Consider the following 20,683-nt stretch of genomic DNA (forward strand, 5'->3'; position numbering starts at 1 on the left):
GATATCAATATCATTATAGTATAACCGAAGGGGGTAATCCAAGATGAAATTTACCGATGGCTACTGGCAGATCCGTGATGGATATCATGTTCAAAATCCGGCGGATATTCGAGATATTGTACAAAAGGGTGATTCCTTTACTGTATATGCAGCAACGAAACGCATCGAGCGCAAAGGCGATACACTGAACGGAACGTTGCTTAAAGCAACCTACAGCTCCCCGATGCCTGATGTTATTCGTGTGCAATTGAACCACCATAAGGGAAAAGTTAATCCAGGCCCCGAGTTTGCACTGAACACGCTAAATACCGATGTGCAAATTGCGAAGGATGAGAACGGTGCAGAGCTGAAAAGCGGAAACCTGCGTGTAACCGTGAACAAAACAAAAGGCTGGGATATCGGCTTCCATTATAATGAAAAACGCCTGACAGGCAGCGGTTGGAGAGGTCCGGCGTACATTGAGTCAGCATCAGAAGGTACGTTCTTCCGGGAACAACTGGAGCTGGGCGTGGGGGAATATGTCTATGGCCTTGGTGAACGATTCACTCCGTTTGTGAAAAATGGTCAGGTCGTGGATATCTGGAATGAGGATGGCGGTACAAGCAGCGAACAGGCCTACAAGAACATTCCGTTTTATCTGTCGAACAAAGGATACGGTGTATTCGTCAATCATCCTGAGAAGGTATCCTACGAGATCGCTTCCGAGAATGTATCGAAAGTACAGTTCAGCGTGCAGGGCGAAACGCTGGAATATTTCATAATCGGCGGCGCTAATCCGAAAGAGGTACTGGATAACTACACCAAGCTCACAGGCAAACCGGCTCTTCCGCCGGCATGGACATTTGGTTTGTGGCTGACGACTTCGTTTACTACAGATTATGATGAAGCGACCGTTAATCATTTTGTCGATGGCATGGCTGAGCGTGATCTGCCACTGTCCGTATTCCACTTTGACTGCTTCTGGATGAAGGAGTATCAGTGGTGTGATTTTGAATGGGACAAAGATATGTTCCCTGATCCGGAAGGCATGTTGAGACGGTTGAAGGACAAGGGACTTAAAATCTGTGCGTGGATCAACCCGTATATTGCTGAGAAATCTATTCTGTTCGATGAAGGCATGGAAAAAGGTTATCTCGTCAAGACAGCGGATGGCAGTGTATGGCAGTGGGATAAATGGCAGGCGGGCATGGGGCTTGTGGACTTCACGAACCCAGAGGCAACTGCATGGTACAAAGACAAGCTGAAAGGTTTGATTGACCAGGGCGTGGACTGCTTCAAGACCGACTTTGGCGAAAGAATTCCGACCGATGTTGTGTATTATGACGGTTCCGATCCGGTGAAAATGCACAACTACTACACCTTCCTGTACAACAAAGCGGTATTTGATGTGCTTGAAGAAAACTTAGGTAAAAATGAAGCAGCTCTGTTTGCCCGCTCGGCAACCGTAGGGGGGCAACAATTCCCTGTACACTGGGGTGGCGATTGCTCGTCCAACTATTCGTCCATGGCAGAATCACTGCGCGGCGGATTGTCGCTCGGTCTTTCCGGGTTTGGCTTCTGGAGCCATGACATCAGCGGTTTTGAAGCGACTGCCGAGCCGGACGTATACAAACGCTGGGTTCAGTTCGGATTACTTTCTTCCCACAGCCGTCTGCACGGAAACGAATCGTATCGTGTGCCTTGGTTGTTCGATGAAGAGGCTGTTGATGTAGTACGTGATTTTACGAAGCTGAAGCTCAGTTTGATGCCGTACCTGTTTAATTCCGCGGTAGAGTCCTCTGTACAGGGATTGCCAATGATGCGGGCGATGGTGCTGGAATATCCAGAAGATCCGACTTGTGCGACACTTGACTTACAGTACATGTTCGGAGATTCTATCCTGGTCGCACCGATCTTCAACAAAGAAGGTTTCGTTCGTTATTATCTGCCAGAAGGGACATGGACCAATTATCTGACAGGGGTAAAAGTTCAAGGTGGGCGCTGGATCAGTGAAAATCATGACTTCAAAACACTGCCAATGATGATCAAACCTAACAGTCTGATTGCGGTAGGCGCGGTGGACAGTAAGCCAGATTATGATTTTGCGGACAACGTATCGCTGCATTTATTTGAACTTGCCGACGGGCAGACAGCACAAGCGGTCGTTGTAAATCAAAGTGCTGAGCGTGAATTGCAAGTGACCGTCACACGTAACGGCTCGAAGCTGGAAGTTCGTGCTGAAGGTGCAGGCAAGCCATGGAAAATCGTGCTTCGGGGCATTGATTCCGTATCCGGCGTGGATGGCGGATCACAAGAAGCTGGCGAGCAAGGCATCATCGTAACGGCATCAGCGGGTGCAAGCAGACTTACAATCGAGCTGTAACATGTTAGAATAGACCATAAAGGGACGGTGCCTGAAGGCGCCGTCTGTTTTGTTTATTTATACGAAATAAATGGATATGGTTCATTCAAGGAGAGAATGGAAAGATAAAGAGGGAGAGAATACAATATGGCATACCAACACTCCGATAACCAACAGCATCCAAATCAGAACCAAGATCAAAAACAATATTCGGGCTTACATAGCTTAATATCAGCGAAAGTGTTACATGCACTGGTGCATCGACATTTTGGAGATCGCGTTGTCGTAAAACAGTTTGGACTGTTGCAGGGTGGTCTGTTTAATACGACATATCGCATCCAACTGGAGCATACGGCGATTACGGACGTCATTTTGCGCCTTGCACCGGAGTATATACAACCACTGCAACTGACAAACGAAAAGGGTGAGCAACTAACCGAGCGTGATCCGTTATTTTCGTTTGAACGCACGATGATGGCCGCGGAACCTGTCATCTATGAGCATTACCGCGTTGCTGGCATACCCGCACCAGAAGTGCTGGCTTGTGACGACAGCGCTCGGGATGTTCCGCGAACATATATGTTTATGGCGTTTATCCCAAGCGTGCAGCTTGATCATGCGTCTATTGAAGAGACGGACAAAAATCATTTGTATACCCAATTAGGCATGTACACGTCCGCAATGCATCGCATCGAAGGAGCATCATTCGGTTGGCCACAGGCGGATGGCACGATCCGCGGATCGGAGCACTGGTCTGAGGTGTTGTTGGCCATAGCCGATGAAACAAGCAAAAAGGCGGCTCAAATAGACTTTATGCCTGGCGTAGGGGAAAAGATTATGGCGATCTTCGAGCAAAATAAAGCTCTTTTTGATCAAATCAAGCAACCTGTGCTTGTTCATAATGATCTATGGGCAGCAAATGTGCTCGTGCACGGTAAACAAGGGGATATGAGCATTGCCGCTGTTATTGATGGAGATCGCTCGATGTTCGCCGATCGGGAATATGAGGCCATCCTCAACACGGATTCTGCTGCATTTCACGCAGGTTACGGTCGTTCCCTTGAATCATCGCCAGAAGGGCAAGCGCGCCGGCTTGCATATCGTCTGTTGTCGTCTTATTTTAACGCCTACGTCCATCAGCATCAGGTAGACCAACCGGAAGATGGCCGAATATTTGAGGAGCGTACGCTGGGTTTGTTGGAAGAGTGGAAGATGGGACAATTCCGCTAACGGAACCTATCCATTTTGACATATGCTGAATAATCGCCCCCAGATAAACCCACAATAACGCTGTTGTGTGTAAAATCTGCGAAGGTGGTTAGGGTATGTCTGATAAAAAGTGGGACCTCGTCGCACTTGCTTCTATCCCTGTCATTATGACATTGGGAAACTCCATGCTTATACCGATTTTGCCACAGATTGAACGGGAATTGAAGGTATCTTCATTCAAGGTCAGTATGCTGATAACGGTATATGCTGTAGTGGCCATCTTGCTCATTCCATTGGCAGGATATTTATCGGATCGATTCGGCAGGAAAGCCGTGATTATTCCCAGTCTTGTCATTGCAGCGGCCGGAGGTGCTGTGGCAGGGGTTGCCGCATGGTTCATGAGCGGTAATATCGCCTATTGGACGATTCTTGGGGGAAGATTTTTGCAGGGAGTGGGTGCAGCAGGCGCATTTCCGATTGTGATACCTCTTGTGGGAGATATGTTCAAAAATGAAGATGAGGTTAGCAAAAGTCTGGGTATCATTGAAACTTCAAACACCTTTGGCAAAGTGCTTAGTCCGATTCTGGGTGCTGCGCTGGCGGTATGGTTGTGGTATTCGCCGTTTTTAGCGATTCCAGTACTATGCCTCATTTCACTTGTACTCGTGGTTTTTTTGGTGAAAACACCGAAGAGGAAAGAAAAACCGCCTACATTTTCGGAATTTGTTGCTTCTATCCGTGATGTTCTTAAAGTAAAGGGACGCTGGTTGTACGCTTTGTTTGCGATCGGTGGAATTTGTATGTTTCTTATTTTTGGCGTCTTATATTATCTTTCTGAAACGCTGGAGAGTGAGTTTGCGCTTAAAGGTGTAGTCAAAGGATTGGTTTTGGCCATCCCTCTGGCATCGTTATGTCTTGCTTCGTTTTTGGCAGGCAAGTGGATTGGTAAAAATAAATCACGCATGAAATGGCTCGGTTTTGCCGGACTAGCCTTGGTAACGGTATCGCTGGGGATTATCGGCATGTTCGATAATATTTACGTTGTGGTGGGATTGTTCACCCTAGGGAGTGCGGGTATCGGTGCTGCACTGCCATGTCTCGACACGTTGATTACAGAAGGTGTAGACAAAAAGCAACGTGGAACCATTACAGCCCTGTTCAGCAGCATGCGTTTTATCGGCGTTTCGCTCGGTCCACCCATTGTTTCTTTGTTGATTGGTTCTCACCATTTTTTGCTTTTTGGCATTCTGGCTGCGTCAGGTGCTGTTGGTGGTTTGCTCACATTGCTGGCGGTTAAGCCTGAGAAGAGTGGAGAGCCTACTTCTGGCAGTCATTCTAAGCAGGATGATCAGGAGAAGCAGGGTGAACAAGACGAACAAGGCAATCATGATAATAAAGAGAAAGAAGACGGTCATGATAAGCTACGCAAAAGGCGTGTGCAAGAAAGTGAAACCGATCAAGGATACAGACCTTCGCCACTGCGCCGCAAAAAAAGTCCTTACTGACGGGTACATGGAATGATCCCTTACGTTAAAGGGAAAATTGAAAACGCGTTTACGCCATGGAAAGCAGAGTAGCTGCTTGCCAGACGTAAACGCGTTTTTGTACTGACATCATCACAGGTGACGTTGTTAGTGTAGATATTTTTATTTTTATGAACACCTATGATTAGGTGAAAATCCGGGAAATACATATTGTGAAATTCAACGTAATGATCTGTTAATTTCTTTTATTAGGCTCTGCTTGTAAATCATTCGTATCATGTGAAGCAGCACTTTCCGTTGCCGTAATATGTGTATGAGATAACAACGGGTGTGTTTCAATCTGGAAGCTACCACTTCGTTTACCCTGAATCAGATAGATCAGCAGGAACAATGCCATAAATAAAACGGAGTAGCGATACATTTCCGTATAACTTGTCAACGAAGCGATAGCACCGAGCAGAAGTGCACCCGTAGCAATGCCAAAATCAAGTGTATTCAAAAACATCCCGTTCGCCATCCCTCTCTGAGCAGGGGAGACGACCTGAATCATCCAGGTCTGTATGGATGATTGCATAGAGCCATATCCAATACCATAGATAAAAGCAGCCACAAACAGGATAGGCATCGTCGTTGCCCAGGATAGCGTGATAAGTCCAAGTGCGATACATATTGCCCCAGGAATCAATAAAGCTTTAGGGCCTTTATTGTCGTAAATGCGACCGGCAAACGGTCTGACCATTAGAACAGCCAGTGCATTAAACAGGAAGAACAGCGCTGGATTAGCAAGATGCGCTTCTTTGCCATACAAAACGATAAACCCAACTAATCCCCCGTAGGTAATAGATAACAAACCGTTCAGTACACTTGGCAGGATCAGTTTCCGGTTAAAAGGCGCCTTTGTTTTGGAACCCGGTTTGGCTCCTGAAACAGAGGCAACATCGCGAGTCGCTTGCTCTTGTTTTGATGGTTGCATCGAAGTAGTCTGGGGCGTCTTTTTTTTGGCTACTTTTTTACGTGTCAGGCTATAACTGAGCGGATAGATCACAGCGATCACACCGGCAGTACTTAGCATTAGTGTGACAAATCCGGCTCCTTGCAATAAGGTAACGCCAATAATGGGTCCCATGGACATCGCAAGGCTAGTGGATAGTCCAAAGTATCCCATGCCTTCACCCATTCGTTTAACAGGTACAATATCAGATGCCATGGTCGGAAACGCAGTACTGCTGAGCCCGAATCCAACACCGAATACCATACGGAGCAAAAGCAGAACAGCGATGCCCGCAGCAAAATAATAGCCAAGCGTGGCAAGCAGGGCTACAGATAAGCCAATATAGATCATCGCATTACGGAAACCCTTTTCCAGCGCTTTCGCAGAATAGAGTCGTGCCGCAATAGCGCTTAATGCAAACAGGCAGGTGAATAGGCTGACTTGGAATGCATTGGCATGGAATCGATCCTGTACATAGGAAGGTAATGGTGAAACGATCATGTGCAGTTGCAGGAATAATAGAAAATTACATAACATGAGTAAAATAAAATCGGTCGTCCATAATAGGACAGGTGCTGATTGGTCTTTCATGGTGAAACATTCCCCCTGAGTTGTAATAGTTACAGATTGCGATTAATGAGGGAAAGAGTATGTTTAAATGCTTCCATCTGGTCATCGGGTATACCTTCAGCAAGTTTTTTATTCATTTCTCTTTCGATCGGGACAAGGACATCGATTAATGCTTTACCTTCTTTGGTAGGGTACAAGAGATACGCTCTACGATCCTGGTCGCTCGTGCGGCGCTCGACCCAGCCTTTTTTCTCCAGTAAATCAATAATCCGTGCGGTGGTAGGCTGGTCTTTGAACACATACCCTGCCATTTCTTTCTGGTTAACGCCTTCCTTACGTACTACATTAAAAAGCACAGAAAATTGCTCTGTAGTAATATCGTAGGGTTTGAATTGTGCTGCTAGAAGAGCAGCCGTTTTGCGGTGGGTGAGTCCGAGCATGAATCCAACAGATTGCTCCAAAGAATAATCCATGTATGGATGAACCTCGCTTCCGTAGAAAATATCTCTAAAATTCATATAGTTGTTATAACAACTATATGTGGAACAAGTACTTTTGTCAAAGGCAATTGTTGCGCCACAGGGGCAGAGTATAACGATGCAAAGCGTAAAAAATCCTGCTAGAATAAGGATGAAACGGCTTCCAAAGTAATAAAAATTTGTTATGTAAGGAGCGTTTAATGATGCTGAAAAATATTCCTGCGATCCTTCCGCCCGAACTCCTCAAACTCATGTCCGAAATGGGACATGGAGACGAACTTGTGCTAACGGATGCGAATTTCCCTGGAGCCAGTCATGCTCAGCGCATAGTACGCTGTGATGGCGTAGGGACGGTGCAACTGCTGGAAGCCATATTACAATTGTTTCCGCTGGACACGTATGTAGATCGACCGGCCGCTGTCATGCAGGTCGTTAAAGGTGATCCGGTCATTCCGATCATCTGGGAAGATTACCGGCGGTTAATTGAGGAATACGAGGATATGAGAGATGCCCTCGAATACGAGGATCGTTTTGATTTTTATGATCGTGCCACTAAAGCGTATGTCATTGTTGCAACGGGTGAACGTGCTCAATACGCGAACCTTATTTTGAAAAAGGGTGTTATTTTCCCTGAATCAGAACCTGCTCAAGAGCGGATGAATTCAGAAACCTATTAAAATCATATCGTTATGGCGACGGGGCCGGCGAGGCTTTCGTCGCTTTTTTACGATTGCCTGGTCGGAGCCAGTAGACGGCAACATATACAATGGGCATGGATTCCACAAGCAGGGTGAAAGCCGGTATGGCGTAGGAGCGGATTGCAAGCTCGTAGGCAGCTGCGTCTCGGGCATATTGCATCACAATGACGGCAGCCGTCCCAGCAATAATAAACGTGAGGGACTTGTTTTGCCGTACGCCGCTGATGCTGGATAGACAAACCGAGGAGACGTATAACAGAAAAGAGCTGCGTGTAAACATCGTTGTTGACCAGATGGCGATCAGAACGGGATCAAGGTTGTCCAGAAAATCACCGTATCGTGCAAAACGAACCAATTCCAGTAAAGGATACCTCAGACTCGCTGCCACATAAGGACCGAAATTCATCAGGATAAACACCCAGAAGAACAAAATAAAGATGACAACAGTGCATCCTGCCCACACCATGCTCGTAAACATGGGACGCCTGAATGCGACAGCAGGAGCGAGGAATAGAAACAGCATCCATTCAGAGAACCACGGCATAGTGGAGATAGAGCCCATAAAAATTTCGGACCAGTCATGATGAGTTGCCATAGCTATTAAGATTTCCGGGTTACCTCCGCCTCCCACAGAGGGCAATAACAAGGTTGAGGTGAGAAGCTGAACCAGAAATATGCCCTCAGATATAAAAACGATCGCTACCAGTCCTGAACGTGCTGTCAAACAAATACACAGTAGGGTGATGGAGGACGTTAGCCAGATCGGTGTCTGGGGCAAGTACATGGACTGCAAAAAGACGATGAAGTTCTCCACATCAATGGAGAGCAGATACAGACATAACAGCGCGATTAAACTGGTGAAAAAACGATGTATCATTTTGCCGACCACTTCTTCACCGTAGGAGAGCCAAGCTCGGTCAGGGTAGAGAGAACCCAAACGATACGTGAACATGAGAAGGATCAAACTAATTAGAAACCCACCAATGGTCGAAATCCAGCCTTGATATCCGCTCATTTTGAACAATCGCTGCAGAAGAAAAGCCACAGGCTCGGAGTACAGGTACACAAACATAAAACGGTACGCCTGTCCGGAGGTAAGGTGATTCACGGCTGTTTCCCCTTTCTCTATAACATAAGATGGTCAACCCATCCGAATAACAGCAACAGTACTTGATTGGGATTGGGCCAGGTCGGCCAAATCAATGCCAGTGTGTTCCAAGCGAGGAACAGCGTAAGTACGGCAACATAGGATCGTTTTACGGATTTTTTACTCGTTTTAACAGCAGGCCAATCCAGTAAATACAGGCCCGCGAAGAGCAAGACAGCAAACACAAGATCAAACCTCCTTGAAAGAGCCAAGCCAGCTACTCACTGTATACTTCTAGAAACTGGACTCTGAGCCGACAAATTGGATGTCAACAGCGGTGTGCACATCAAACTGCAGTTCATTTTTAACAAACTGGTTCCAGACAGGACGAAGTTTTTTCCAGGTTGCAGGATGCCCCCATTCAAGCCGATATCCAAGCGAAAGGATATCCGCCCCATGACGCTTCGCCTTATGCAACGCAGAGGTTAGAGAAGCAGTGATCTGCTCATTGACGGCTTGTTCGATATCCTTAACACTGAGGACATCTTTTACTTTTAATACGGGAATCACGGAGATCAGTTCAGCCTTCCCTGTAAGATGAATGGTGAAAAAGGGCTCGCCATTCCGGAGCTCACATTGTATCTTGGACTTCATATCAAACAGTGACATACTGGCCTTTTGTTTGCGGGTACGCACGGATAGTGCCAATGTATCCAGCTTCTCCGAAGCCCAGGCCACCCCGCGAGCCTCTTGCTCTGTCAGCGTATCAACCATACGCATCTGCCTGAAAACAGCGCCACCAATCTGGCTGACCCATTTTTTACTTTCGCCTTCCTCGCTCGCCATAGGTTTTATCCGGGAGTCTAACAAGGATGCGGCGAATCCTTGATTCATTTTGTCAGCGGCAAGGATGTTCAGCATCTGTGTCTTTAACAAATTTTCCTCGGTGGAAAACTCGCGTAATACATCGCTGGGGGTTTCCTCAAAAACAGGTGTCAAATCGGAAATGTCTTTCGCTTTGCCTTGGGCAACCATGGCGTAACTGCTTAGATGAAAGAGCGGCTGGCGTGAAATCCAGGCCATCGTGTCATCAATACCCTCGCGTGCATAATCTTGTCCAAAGACAATTACACGAGTATGCCCCCATGAAATTTTCCGCGTTAAATCCGTCTGAATTTTCTCGATGGCATCAGCTATGGTGGGCGCGGTTGCGGAAACCGATGCATAAGGAGCTTTACCTGTTCCGCTTCCTTCGGGAGATAGACGATTGGGGAGGGGCATGCTTAGAGTCACCTCGATCTCCCCTGGATTGTCTGTGGTATCAACAAAAAGCGTGGTTATAAAGGTGCGTTCGTTAATTTCTACTTTGGACCAGCACCCGGTGCAAATGAAGCAAAATAGGCAGACCAGTCCGAGCTTTTGTAACCACCTCTGGGTATGAATAGTTTTCGTCACTCTGATGTTTTTCATGTTGTATCCTGCCGTGGTTCATTATCCGGCGTGTAAGCCTGGGTTCTTTTTTTCATGCGGAACCAAGGGACACGAATGAATGTATCTTTGAGATCTCGCAAGACGAAAGGAGCAAAGGGCTGCATGTAGGGAACGCCGAATGAGCGGAGACTCACCATGTACCAGTAGATCAAATAGACAGAGATGACCACCCCGAATAAACCAAGTGTACCGCCCATAAGCAACACTGGAAAACGTAGCAACCTGAAAGCAAGCCCGAGCTCAAAATGTGGGATGATAAACGAGGCGATACCCGTAATCGAGACGATAATGACTAGTGGTGCAGAGACAATACCAGCCTGAACGGCGGCCTGGCCCACCACGATTCCGCCAATAATGGATACCGTTTGCCCCAGCGGTTTGGGAATACGTATGCCCGCCTCCCGCAGCCCTTCAAACGTAATTTCCATCAGGAGTGCTTCAACCAGCGCCGGGAACGGGATATTCTCTCTAGCCGATGCAATGGTAATTAACAAGTTGGTGGGGATGATCTCCGGATGAAAAGTCGTGACCGCCACATAGGCTGAGGGTAGCAAGAAAGCGACAATGGCAAACAATAAACGAATCAGCCGAATAAACGTAGCGGAATGAAACCGCTGATAATAGTCCTCGGATGACTGCATCAGAGAGAAAAACGTAACCGGAATAAGCAGGGAGAAGGGAGTGCCATCTTGCATTACGGCGATCCGTCCTTCTACCAAAGCGGCCGCAACGGAGTCGGGGCGTTCCGTATATTGATATTGTGGAAAAGGAGATAGCGGATGATCTTCGAGGAATTCCGAGAGATAACTCACCCCCAAGCTACTATCCATGTTGATTTCGCCTAGACTCGTCAACACATTTTCCAAAATATCAGGTTTGCACAGTCCTTGAATGTAGATGACATATACTTCGGTTTTTGTATATTTCCCGATGTTGAATTGAATCATTTTGAGATCAGGATGTTTGATTTTATGACGTAACAGCGACATGTTTACTTGGATATCTTCGATGAAAGCTTCTTGCGGGCCAACAACAACGACCTCATTCGTGGATTCGGGAACAGAACGTTTTTGATAGCTAGGTATAGAAAAAACAAGCATGCTTGACATGCCTTCCAGCCACAATGCAACATTCCCGGAAACAAGGTAATTCACAACAAGTTCCGCAGTATCCGCGAGTCTATTTTCGATTGAAAAAAAAGTCCCGCTTACGATCCGGCTGATGAAGTCGGAGCCGACCTCGGTTCGTACAGCCGCTTCAAGCAATGGTTTGACAATCGCTTCCCGTAGCACCTGGTTATCAATAATGGATTGAATGTAGAGCACGGTACAGGAAACGGGTCCAATCTGAAGTGGCTGGTACATCATATCGGATACACCGATAAGTCTGGACTGTACTTGCAAGAGCATGTTTTCATTCATAGCGCTTTCCTCCTGACTGCAAGATGAAACAGCATCTGTCAGTAAACAATGATCCCTATAGTGTGCAACACTTGGATAGAAATATACTTTATCGATGATATCTTTCGGTTAAGGATACATAAATGCAAACTTTACTCCTGTTGATGAATGGGGGAAAGGTATGATTTCTTTTACAATGAACTTAAGGAAGATTCGATTCGAGGGATGTATTCCAAGGCAAAGAATGAAGTGAAAGAAGGGAAAGAAACACGTGAAAAACCCGAAAGAAATGACAATCGACATTAGACAAGCAAATCTAAATGATATTTCAGAAGTATCCAGGCTTTTTAATGAGTACCGCATGTTTTATGGTCAGCATTCGGATCTGGAGGCAGCGACCTCTTTTATTAAAGAACGGATGAATAAGCAAGAATCGATGATTTTCATGGCTGCGTGTAACGAAGAATCAAAGGTGACTGATACTGCCATGGGTTTGGTACAGATTTATCCGAGTTATAGTTCCGTTTCGATGGGACCGATCTGGATTCTGAACGATCTGTTCGTGGATTCAAAATATCGGCAACAAGGGATAGCCCGAAAGCTGATGCAGGCCGTAATGAAGCAGGCGAAGAGAAACAAGATTCTTCGAATTGTGCTTTCTACGGCGATCAGTAATCAGCAAGCACAAGCATTATATGAATCCGAAGGATATACACAGGATCAAAGCTTCATGTATTATGAATGTAACGTTGAGCGTGAAACTGAATCCTGATTAAGATTTTACGATTCATCATCTAGTGTTGACGTGCTGAGGAGGGATAACCTGATATGATGCAATGGATTGCCATGATTACGATGTTAATTGATCATATCGGAGCTGTGTTTTTTCCGCATGTGGTTGAACTGAGAATCATCGGTCGTATCGCTTTTCCAATCTATGCCTTTGCCGTATTTATAGGTTACAAGCATACACGTAATGTACAGAAATACATACGGCGGTTATTCTGGATCGCAGTGATTTCCCAGATTCCGTTTATGGCTGCGTTTAATCATTTTTCATTGAATGTGGTCTGGACCCTATGGTCGGCACTGCTTGTTTTGCTAGCCCTGGATAAGCTTCCGTCGAAGCTGATCAGTATCCCGATTGCGATCGGGGCGGGCTGGATAATGGAGTGGTCACATATGGATTATGGGATGTATGGTCTGCTACTCGTGTTGTTGTTCCGTTACTTCAAAGGTCCTGTGCTGGTTATGGCACATGTTATTTTAAATGCCCTTTACCTGATGTTGCACCATAGTTTTTTGCAGATGTACAGTGTGCTTGCAACAACTGGTATTGCCATTGCACAGTACTACCAGGCAGGTTTTCGTATGAAAGGGCCCCGGTGGATCTGGCGTTATTTCTATCCTGCTCATCTTGCTATCATTGCAGTAATCCGCTGGCTATAGTTTTTGTGATGCAAAGGTAGCGTATAAAAGGGGTAACGCTTATGATGATCAACTATCAATTTTAACTCATCTTTATACAAAAAAAGCCACTTATCGCCGTAGCGATAGAGTGGCTTTTGCTTTATTTCTTTCTATTGATATCGTTATCCGATATATCGTTTAATCTGCAATCGTTGTTGTACCGTAATTCGGACGAATTGCTGCGGGGAAATAACCGATCTCAACTGCATAGCCCAGCATCGTATGAATAAAACGCTCATCGGTCCTGGCGCAGTAGATTCCTGCTGGTTCGACGTAAGCCGTTGTTACCGGTGATGCATAGGCATATGCTGAATCCTTCGCCCCGTCACCTTCCAACTGAGCGATTGCAAGTTGCAGAGCTTCCGGTTCTTTGGCAATGGTTGTATCAAACAGCCAATGGTGATAGTCTTCAAACGGCATCGTTTCGATATCGTAACCTGCACGCTTCACGGCTTCTACCAAGTCATCATACCGGATCGGCTCTGGATTACAGATGTGGAATACACGTCCAGCTGTATCTTGACGTAAGGCCAGATGCACGATTGCTTCGCTGGCATAATTGATCGGGGTGAAGTCCATGAGCCAATCCGCGGCAGGGGCTTTGCCCAGCAATAACATGGCTTTGATCATGCGGTAGATCGCATTGCTATCGATATTGGTCTGAAAACGACCTGTACGGGAATCACATGTCAGGTTGCCTGCACGATAGATGCTGACTGGCACTCCTTCTGCTGCGGCTTTCATGAGTACTTTCTCCGCTTCGAGCTTACTGTCGGAGTAGACGTTGTCCACATGTAACTCTTCCGGGAAACGGTCATATTGCAATGTAGATTCCCATTGTCCGCTGAGGGCCAGATCTTCGGGTATGCCCATCGTGGATATGTGATGGAACGAAGCACCTTTTTTGTTACGTATCAGGTCTAACAAAGCAACTGTGCCTTCGACATTGGTTTTAGCGAACTGCGCCGCCTCCCCGAAATGACGAACATCAGCCGCGCAGTGAATGATACGGTCAATCCTTGATTCAAGCAACGATTGTTGCTCGGCTACAAGACCCAGGTTCTCTTGCTCCAAATTCCCTTCAACGATTACAACACGATCTTCAAGCTGGTCAGCAAGTTGTTTGCCGAAATAGCCCTGCATCACTGTGCTTAATCGTGCCATTGCCGTCGTGCCGTCGCTTGGGCGACGAACAAGCGCGTAGATCCGTGCCGAAGACGTCACAATTAACTGTTGCAGTACATGTGAGCCCAGATAACCGGTCGCACCCGTCAATAGCACATGTTCAGGCTGAAGAATGTTCGGATATCCAAGTTGGGGAGACAGTTCCACCGGATGTTCGGAAAGCTGCGTGATGATGCCATTTGCAGTGGATGTCCGTTTCGCTGGTTCACGTTGCTCCGTTAAAAGTGCGACTCGGCGAGCAAGAGCACGAATCGTTTTTTCCGCAAAGAAATCGGCGATTTTCAGTTGCGGATAATGTGGTTTCAGAAGAACCAGAACATGGATGACTCGCAGGGAGTCGCCACCAATACTGAAGAAACTGTCTTCGACACCAAACTCTTCGTGTTGTAATATCTCTTTCCAAGCTTGGAAGAGTATAGATTCCGTGTCTGTCTCAGGCATCACTCGGTCTGGCTGATCGGTATGACGTTCAGCATGTGGCATGGATACCATGGCCTTGCGGTTGATTTTTCCTGTTGGGGCAATAGGCATCTCATCCAGCTGGCAAATCCATTTCGGTACGAAGTACGATGGAAGTTTCTCTGAAAGTGCTGCTTTGATATCCGTCACGGACAGGGTGCTTCCATCTTTGGATGTAAAGTAACCCACCAGCATGTTCTGGCCGTCCGCTTCTTTCTTTGCAATAACGGCAACATCCTGGATCTGTTCCAGTCTGGCCAGATGATCTTCGATTTCACCGATTTCGATTCGGTGACCCCGAATTTTAAGCTGAGAGTCACTGCGTCCCACATATTCCAGTAATCCGGTATTCAGCACTTTGGCAATATCTCCGGACTTGTAAATTTTCTCGCCAATCGCAAACGGATTATCAATAAAGGATTGCTCTGTGCGCTCCGGCAGGTTCAAGTACCCTTTGGCAAGTGCAGGAGTTGCGATATACACTTCGCCTGGTACGCCTACAGGGCATAGCTGGTGTTCTTCGTTGACAATGTATACTTTGTAATTATGAATAGGTCTACCAATCGGAATATTAACAACGTGTTCCGGGACTTGTTCACTAATCCGGTGTGTCGTGGTAGCCACGGTGCATTCCGTTGGCCCGTATACATTAACGATGTCAATCTGATTGCCAAATTTGCGTTGGAAAGCCCGAACCTGCTCCCCGTAGAGAGCTTCCCCAGCTACGGTGATGATACGCACTTTTGCCAGTTTATGAAAGCCTTCATCTGACAGATAAGAGGCCAGTTGATTGAAGAAAATAGTTGGCAAGATCGTAATAATGGTCGTTCCTGTTCTTTCAATTGCACTTGCAAACTCTTCAATAGATACTCGTTCTTCCGCCGATAACAGATAAAGCTCGGCTCCATAGAACAGAGCACCAATCGTATCCCACACGGATGCATCGAAGCTGTATGTGGCAAACTGCGTTAATACATCGCCAGGTTGAATGTCGCAGTCACGCTGTACAACACTACCCAAATTGGTGACACCACGGTGAGCGATCAGCGCACCCTTTGGTTTGCCAGTAGAGCCTGAAGTATAAATTACATAAGCCAGATCATCCGGCTTGATATCCAGGTTGGGATTGCTGGCGGCGAATCCTGCAAGTCGTCCGTCAACGGAAAGAATGTGACGTACCGTAGTAATGCCGGAAAACATTGCTTTGGCCTGATCAAACGAGGCTTCTGTTGTCAGTACAAACGGAGAAGCAGTATCTTCGACAATGTAACTGTTCCGTTCTTGTGGATGTTCGGGATCAATCGGCACATAGGCACCGCCTGCTTTAAGAACACCGAGCAACGAGATAATCGTATCCAGACTGCGATCCATAAAAATACTGACAAATTCACCTTGCTTTAGACCGTTGGATATTAACACGCGAGCCACCTGATTCGCGCGTTCATTTAATTCCCGGTACGTATAACTCGCTGCATGTGAGGTGATCGCTGGAGAATTCGGATATGCCGCAGCGACAGCTTCAAACCAGCCATGGATGGTCGGATGTGTTGGCTCAAGTACCGCGGTGTCATTCATTTCCCGATAGAGCAAACGGTCTGAAGTAGACAGAATGTCTACTGCACCGATTGCTTTGTGATCATCACGCAAGAGAGCAAGAAGCAATGTTTGAAAATACTCCGCATATCGCAATATCGTTGATTCTTGTAGCAACGAACGGTCATAAAACAGATCGAGAATCATCTCGTTCTGATCATAACGAACGTTCCAATTCATCACCTGAGGAGCCTGAGGCAATTGAACACTGTTTAGCATAAACACTGTCTCAGGATATCCCCCGATTTGTTGTGTATAGGGAATCTCAAGTTGTTTTGTAATCTGTTCGAATAATTCACTGAAAGTTGTCTTGCCCTGAAGCTCTAATGAAAGATAAGAAGCTGCCTGATCCGGAGCAAATACTCCAATCGCGAGCTCCTCTTCAGCAGACAATCGGAATAACAAGGCTGCATAAGCTGAAAGGAATGCAGGGTACACCATCTGTTCCCCAAACTTCTGTTTAAGTTCACGACTCAATGACGCTTTCAATGTAATATGAGTAGACTCATAAGAGAATGTTTGCTGGCGACGTCCATAATCCAATGGAATCTGAAGAACAGGTAAGCCAGATTCCACGGAGTGGGAGAAAGTATGGTTTTCAATCACTTCAGGTATCCTCCTTGGTTGAAACCGAATGTTAGTTATTTTTTTATTGTTGCTTGCTTACATTGAAATGAGAAATCAATTGCTGTAGCTCTTCAGACATATCATTGAGTCGAGTAGAGGAGTCTACCAGCGTAATCAGAGAAGCCTTTTGCTCGTCTACAGATACAGAGATCTTTTCACTGCTATCCGCTGTCTTGCTTACACTTGCAGACAGGTCATCCGCTGTTGCGGTCATCTCTTCTGTGCCAGCTGAAATTTCCTGGGTTGCACTTGAAACTTCCTGAATCTGATGGGATACCTTTTTCGCTGCTTCAAGGATTTCATCGAACAATTGACCGGTTTGATCCGCTACGGAAAGACCCGTATCTACTTCAGCAGTACCTTGTTCCATGGCTTGAACAGCTTGTTTAATACCAGCCTGGATCTCTTGAATCAATACGCCAACCTGACTGGTTGCCTGTTCAGACTGTTCGGCAAGCTTACGTACTTCGCCAGCAACTACCGCAAAACCTCTTCCTTCTTCACCTACACGAGCCGCCTCAATAGAGGCATTAAGCGCAAGCAGGTTGGTCTGACTTGATATCCCTGAGATAATGTTCAGGATATCGCCGATTTCCTGTGAACGGCTCTCTAGAACTTCGATTGCGGAAGCCGTATTTTTCACAGATTGCGTAATGAGGTTCATTTGCTCGGATACCTGACGAACTACAGTATTACCTTGTTGTGAACGACGCTCCATCTCATAGGCTTCGTCCGCAACACTTGCGGAACTACTCGCAATGGTCTGGATTACGGTAGCCATCTCGGACATTGCGCGTGCACTGTCACGGGTAGCCTGTTCTTGTGAACGGATGTTTGAACTAATATGAGTAACGTTATTGTTAATGGAGTCTGCATTTTCACTGTTGCGCTCAGAGACTTCATAGAGTTCCTTCGCAGACTGGTTTACTTCCTGGGAAGTCATTTGCACTTTAACGATCGTGTCATTGATACGGCGTACCATGACGTTGAATTTTTCGTTTACAAGTCCCAGATCGTCTTTTCCTGTCGGGATATTGACATCCAAATTACCTCTGCTGACTTCATCAATGCCTTTGATCAGATGACGAATTGGAGAGAGGGTATTTTTAACGACAAGATATTGAATAATGAGGAACAGAAGCAAGAACGCTACTAGAATAATGACACCATTTAATAACAAGGAATTCAGACCTTTTGGAACTGCGCTGGCATCCGCATCCACGGCGAAGTAAGCAAAAATTTTGCCGTTGCTGTCTTTGATCGGATAAGCAATGGTTGTCCAGGTTCCAAAGTCATCGGAATAAAAAGTGGTGAACGTTGGTCGATCGGTATTTAACATCTCTTTCAGAGCATTGGCTACAACGACCGGTTGTTCATACATATCCCCAATATTTACATTGTCGCTCTGAAAAGCCTCTCTCAGGTTTGTTGGCATCGCAACAAGGGAAGTTAACCGTTTGTTGTCGCCGCCAAGCTCCACACCAAAGATATAGGCTTGTGCAATGTTAGGATAATATTTTTGCATTTCGTCAAAATAAGCTCTTAGTTTCGTCTGAGCAGTACCTTCGTAGCTGCGCTCTGTGATGGCAGTTTGTACATCTGCCGCATTGATATCTTGAGCCCACTTTTTCGTAATCTGCGCTACTTGTCCATGCAGTTGATCAACCAGAATCGTTCTTTGGAAGTAATAACTGCTTGCAATCAGAGCCACGCCAATAATGATGATGTTGGTAAATGAGAGCAATAGGTTTTTAGAGAAAAACGACATGTTTTTCCAACTCAATGATTTCACTAAACTCCACTCCTGATCTTCTGTAAATTAAAAATCTGTAAGATGCGCTTTTGGAGCAAAAAGTTACTTCATTCTGTCATCTCCTTTTAAAGGGAAAGTGCGACAATGGTCTTGGTTTCTTAGTCACTGTATGCAAGACTTATGTACCTTTTGAATCCAGTGTGTCTAATTATTAAAACACATCTATATCTATTATGTCGTGTAAAATGTCGTTAAATTGAATAGTTTTGTTAAAACTTTTTTAATATTTTACGTATTTATGGACATATCTTTCTTTTTATAGGTAATTAGTACTGTTTATTTTTAAAAATTGCCATTTTTTAGTTTCATTCTGTATTCTATAACATAGCGGGAAAAATTACACCATTTATCATCAGAAAATCGGTCTTAATCTGTTCAGGAAGCTTGGATATACATCGGATGAGGTTTTATCTATAATAACTACATATGGTTTTATACAAATTAATGAGCAGGCGGGGGTTAAATAATGAATCTGAAGCAGATTGCAGCAGAACATGCGGCAGCGTTCGTTGAAGATGGAATGAAAGTGGGTTTGGGCACAGGCTCAACCGCATATTATGCGATATGTCGAATTGGGGAGCGGGTTCGGGAAGGTCTGAACATACAAGCAGTAGCTACCTCAGAGGCTTCAGACAAGCTGGCACGAAAATGGGGTATTCCGATTATTCCTTTTGACCAGATTGGGCGATTAGATCTGACGATTGATGGGGCGGATGAAGTGGATCCGGATTTTAACCTGATCAAAGGCGGTGGCGGAGCTCTTTTGCGTGAAAAAATAGTGGCAGCAAATAGCGATAAGCTGATCATTGTTGCTGACGGTAGCAAGGCTGTACAAACACTGGGAAAATTCCCTTTACCGGTCGAGGTTGTACCCTTTGCATCGGAATGGACTTTTCAGGCGCTTGAGAACATGGGATGTCAGCCGGAGTGGCGGATGGATGGGCAAAAACAATACCTTACGGATAACGGAAATCTGATTGCAGACTGCCATATGGGGGCCATTGACAATGCTTCCGAACTTAACGTGCAACTGAATATGTTACCAGGTGTCGTGGATAATGGACTATTCGTGAAGATGGCAGACGTTGTGATCATTGCCAAAGAAGACGGCAGTATCGACGAACTTCACCGTCCGTAACGAATTTGACGGAAAGTTGGTGTCATGATCTAGAATGAGAGAATTTCCCCTTAGAGATGATGAGCTTGTTCTTCGTAACGTGGAGCAAGATGACCTTACTGAACTATATGAGCTGATTTATAAGGATGACAATCCCGAATGGAAAAAGTGGGATGCACCTTATTATCCGCTGGAGCATGAACCATACGAACGTTTTGTGCAGAATACGCTTGCACGGTTGGAGGCAGATCAAAAAGCAGCGCGGCCAGCATCCCTTCGGATTATTGAGGCAGACGGAGAAATCGTTGGAATGATTAGTTATTATATTGAAGATCCGTTATCGATGTGGCTTGAGATGGGGATTATCATCTACAAACCTTCTCGATGGGGGAGAGGGATTGGTACACGTTCACTTCATATGTGGTCAGGTCATTTATTTGAAAATCTGCCCATCGTGAGGGTTGGACTGACTACGTGGTCTGGTAATGAGCGAATGATGCAGGCTGCAACAAAGAGTGGACTGCAAATCGAGGGGCGCATGCGGAAGTGCCGGCTCGTTCTTGGAGAGTATTATGATTCAATCCGGATGGGTATGCTCCGCGAGGAGTGGGAGCAGAGATTATCCGGTGAAACGGACGGAAATGTATATAACTGATGGAGGATTATAGA

The 20,683-nt window shown here is 45.9% G+C and carries 16 protein-coding genes; 8 read left to right on the forward strand and 8 right to left on the reverse strand.

Going from position 1 to position 20,683, the window contains the following annotated elements:
- The first annotated feature begins 43 nt into the window (after nucleotides 1-43).
- The 3 genes from yicI to bcbE all read left to right on the forward strand — a co-directional run bounded on the left by yicI (nucleotide 44) and on the right by bcbE (nucleotide 5,055).
- Nucleotides 44-2,362, forward strand: a complete 2,319-nt coding sequence (gene yicI, locus Q9R46_RS05965; protein WP_311279298.1) for an alpha-xylosidase — start codon at nucleotides 44-46, stop codon at nucleotides 2,360-2,362.
- A gap of 126 nt (nucleotides 2,363-2,488) precedes the next feature.
- Nucleotides 2,489-3,571, forward strand: coding sequence for a phosphotransferase family protein (locus Q9R46_RS05970; protein WP_311279299.1), 1,083 nt, complete (start codon nucleotides 2,489-2,491; stop codon nucleotides 3,569-3,571).
- A gap of 95 nt (nucleotides 3,572-3,666) precedes the next feature.
- On the forward strand, nucleotides 3,667-5,055 hold the full coding sequence (gene bcbE / locus Q9R46_RS05975; RefSeq protein ID WP_311279300.1) for a bacillibactin exporter BcbE: 1,389 nt from the start codon (nucleotides 3,667-3,669) through the stop codon (nucleotides 5,053-5,055).
- Between the two features lie 214 nt (nucleotides 5,056-5,269).
- On the opposite strand, the gene Q9R46_RS05980 is transcribed toward bcbE, so the two are convergent.
- Together Q9R46_RS05980 and Q9R46_RS05985 are read right to left on the reverse strand one after the other, a co-directional pair.
- Nucleotides 5,270-6,616 carry an MFS transporter gene (locus Q9R46_RS05980; RefSeq protein WP_311279301.1) on the reverse strand — a complete coding sequence of 449 codons (1,347 nt, stop codon included), beginning with the start codon at nucleotides 6,614-6,616 and terminating at the stop codon, nucleotides 5,270-5,272.
- Nucleotides 6,617-6,645: 29 nt separating this feature from the next.
- Nucleotides 6,646-7,068 carry a MarR family winged helix-turn-helix transcriptional regulator gene (locus Q9R46_RS05985; RefSeq protein WP_145329600.1) on the reverse strand — a complete coding sequence of 141 codons (423 nt, stop codon included), beginning with the start codon at nucleotides 7,066-7,068 and terminating at the stop codon, nucleotides 6,646-6,648.
- Nucleotides 7,069-7,277: 209 nt separating this feature from the next.
- On the opposite strand from Q9R46_RS05985, the gene Q9R46_RS05990 reads away from it, so the two are divergent.
- Nucleotides 7,278-7,751, forward strand: coding sequence for an RbsD/FucU family protein (locus tag Q9R46_RS05990; protein WP_145329603.1), 474 nt, complete (start codon nucleotides 7,278-7,280; stop codon nucleotides 7,749-7,751).
- A 10-nt stretch (nucleotides 7,752-7,761) separates the two neighbouring features.
- Here Q9R46_RS05990 and Q9R46_RS05995 read toward each other — a convergent pair whose 3' ends face one another.
- The 4 genes from Q9R46_RS05995 to Q9R46_RS06010 are packed head-to-tail and all read right to left on the reverse strand — an operon-like array spanning nucleotide 7,762 to nucleotide 11,771.
- Nucleotides 7,762-8,880 carry a GerAB/ArcD/ProY family transporter gene (locus Q9R46_RS05995; protein ID WP_311279302.1) on the reverse strand — a complete coding sequence of 373 codons (1,119 nt, stop codon included), beginning with the start codon at nucleotides 8,878-8,880 and terminating at the stop codon, nucleotides 7,762-7,764.
- Nucleotides 8,881-8,897: 17 nt separating this feature from the next.
- Entirely contained in the window at nucleotides 8,898-9,104 is a 207-nt protein-coding gene (locus Q9R46_RS06000; RefSeq protein WP_311279303.1) for a hypothetical protein, read from the reverse strand.
- A 49-nt stretch (nucleotides 9,105-9,153) separates the two neighbouring features.
- Nucleotides 9,154-10,329, reverse strand: coding sequence for a Ger(x)C family spore germination protein (locus tag Q9R46_RS06005; RefSeq protein WP_311279304.1), 1,176 nt, complete (start codon nucleotides 10,327-10,329; stop codon nucleotides 9,154-9,156).
- Nucleotides 10,326-11,771: a spore germination protein gene (locus tag Q9R46_RS06010; protein ID WP_311279305.1), complete on the reverse strand. Its 1,446-nt coding sequence runs from the start codon at nucleotides 11,769-11,771 to the stop codon at nucleotides 10,326-10,328. The genes Q9R46_RS06005 and Q9R46_RS06010 overlap by 4 nt, the downstream gene beginning before the upstream one ends.
- 250 nt (nucleotides 11,772-12,021) lie before the next feature.
- Here Q9R46_RS06010 and Q9R46_RS06015 point away from each other — a divergent pair, with 250 nt between their 5' ends.
- Together Q9R46_RS06015 and Q9R46_RS06020 are read left to right on the forward strand one after the other, a co-directional pair.
- Nucleotides 12,022-12,522 carry a GNAT family N-acetyltransferase gene (locus Q9R46_RS06015; protein WP_311279306.1) on the forward strand — a complete coding sequence of 167 codons (501 nt, stop codon included), beginning with the start codon at nucleotides 12,022-12,024 and terminating at the stop codon, nucleotides 12,520-12,522.
- A 56-nt stretch (nucleotides 12,523-12,578) separates the two neighbouring features.
- On the forward strand, nucleotides 12,579-13,199 hold the full coding sequence (locus Q9R46_RS06020) for a TraX family protein (protein ID WP_311279307.1): 621 nt from the start codon (nucleotides 12,579-12,581) through the stop codon (nucleotides 13,197-13,199).
- 159 nt (nucleotides 13,200-13,358) lie between these two features.
- Here the strand turns inward: Q9R46_RS06020 and Q9R46_RS06025 are convergent, their stop codons facing one another.
- Together Q9R46_RS06025 and Q9R46_RS06030 are read right to left on the reverse strand one after the other, a co-directional pair.
- Nucleotides 13,359-17,063 carry a non-ribosomal peptide synthetase family protein gene (locus Q9R46_RS06025; protein WP_311279308.1) on the reverse strand — a complete coding sequence of 1,235 codons (3,705 nt, stop codon included), beginning with the start codon at nucleotides 17,061-17,063 and terminating at the stop codon, nucleotides 13,359-13,361.
- A gap of 43 nt (nucleotides 17,064-17,106) precedes the next feature.
- On the reverse strand, nucleotides 17,107-18,852 hold the full coding sequence (locus Q9R46_RS06030) for a methyl-accepting chemotaxis protein (protein WP_311280958.1): 1,746 nt from the start codon (nucleotides 18,850-18,852) through the stop codon (nucleotides 17,107-17,109).
- Between the two features lie 511 nt (nucleotides 18,853-19,363).
- On the opposite strand from Q9R46_RS06030, the gene rpiA reads away from it, so the two are divergent.
- Both rpiA and Q9R46_RS06040 read left to right on the forward strand, forming a co-directional pair.
- Complete coding sequence (gene rpiA, locus Q9R46_RS06035) at nucleotides 19,364-20,035, forward strand: ribose-5-phosphate isomerase RpiA (RefSeq protein ID WP_311279309.1); 672 nt, start codon at nucleotides 19,364-19,366, stop codon at nucleotides 20,033-20,035.
- A 34-nt stretch (nucleotides 20,036-20,069) separates the two neighbouring features.
- Nucleotides 20,070-20,669: a GNAT family N-acetyltransferase gene (locus tag Q9R46_RS06040; protein ID WP_311279310.1), complete on the forward strand. Its 600-nt coding sequence runs from the start codon at nucleotides 20,070-20,072 to the stop codon at nucleotides 20,667-20,669.
- Nucleotides 20,670-20,683: the final 14 nt, after the last annotated feature.

Source organism: Paenibacillus sp. RRE4, from assembly GCF_031844205.1.
Taxonomy (GTDB): Bacteria; Bacillota; Bacilli; order Paenibacillales; family Paenibacillaceae; genus Paenibacillus; species Paenibacillus xylanexedens_B.

Excerpts from the sequence above, each read along its gene's own strand:
- Q9R46_RS06005 (WP_311279304.1), bottom strand. The coding sequence starts at position 10,329 with ATGAAAAACATCAGAGTGACGAAAACTATTCATACCCAGAGGTGGTTA.
- Q9R46_RS06010 (WP_311279305.1), bottom strand. The coding sequence starts at position 11,771 with ATGAATGAAAACATGCTCTTGCAAGTACAGTCCAGACTTATCGGTGTA.
- bcbE (WP_311279300.1), top strand. The coding sequence starts at position 3,667 with ATGTCTGATAAAAAGTGGGACCTCGTCGCACTTGCTTCTATCCCTGTC.
- Q9R46_RS05970 (WP_311279299.1), top strand. The coding sequence starts at position 2,489 with ATGGCATACCAACACTCCGATAACCAACAGCATCCAAATCAGAACCAA.
- yicI (WP_311279298.1), top strand. The coding sequence starts at position 44 with ATGAAATTTACCGATGGCTACTGGCAGATCCGTGATGGATATCATGTT.
- Q9R46_RS05980 (WP_311279301.1), bottom strand. The coding sequence starts at position 6,616 with ATGAAAGACCAATCAGCACCTGTCCTATTATGGACGACCGATTTTATT.
- Q9R46_RS06030 (WP_311280958.1), bottom strand. The coding sequence starts at position 18,852 with ATGTCGTTTTTCTCTAAAAACCTATTGCTCTCATTTACCAACATCATC.
- Q9R46_RS06020 (WP_311279307.1), top strand. The coding sequence starts at position 12,579 with ATGATGCAATGGATTGCCATGATTACGATGTTAATTGATCATATCGGA.
- Q9R46_RS05990 (WP_145329603.1), top strand. The coding sequence starts at position 7,278 with ATGCTGAAAAATATTCCTGCGATCCTTCCGCCCGAACTCCTCAAACTC.
- Q9R46_RS05985 (WP_145329600.1), bottom strand. The coding sequence starts at position 7,068 with ATGGATTATTCTTTGGAGCAATCTGTTGGATTCATGCTCGGACTCACC.
- Q9R46_RS06040 (WP_311279310.1), top strand. The coding sequence starts at position 20,070 with ATGAGAGAATTTCCCCTTAGAGATGATGAGCTTGTTCTTCGTAACGTG.
- rpiA (WP_311279309.1), top strand. The coding sequence starts at position 19,364 with ATGAATCTGAAGCAGATTGCAGCAGAACATGCGGCAGCGTTCGTTGAA.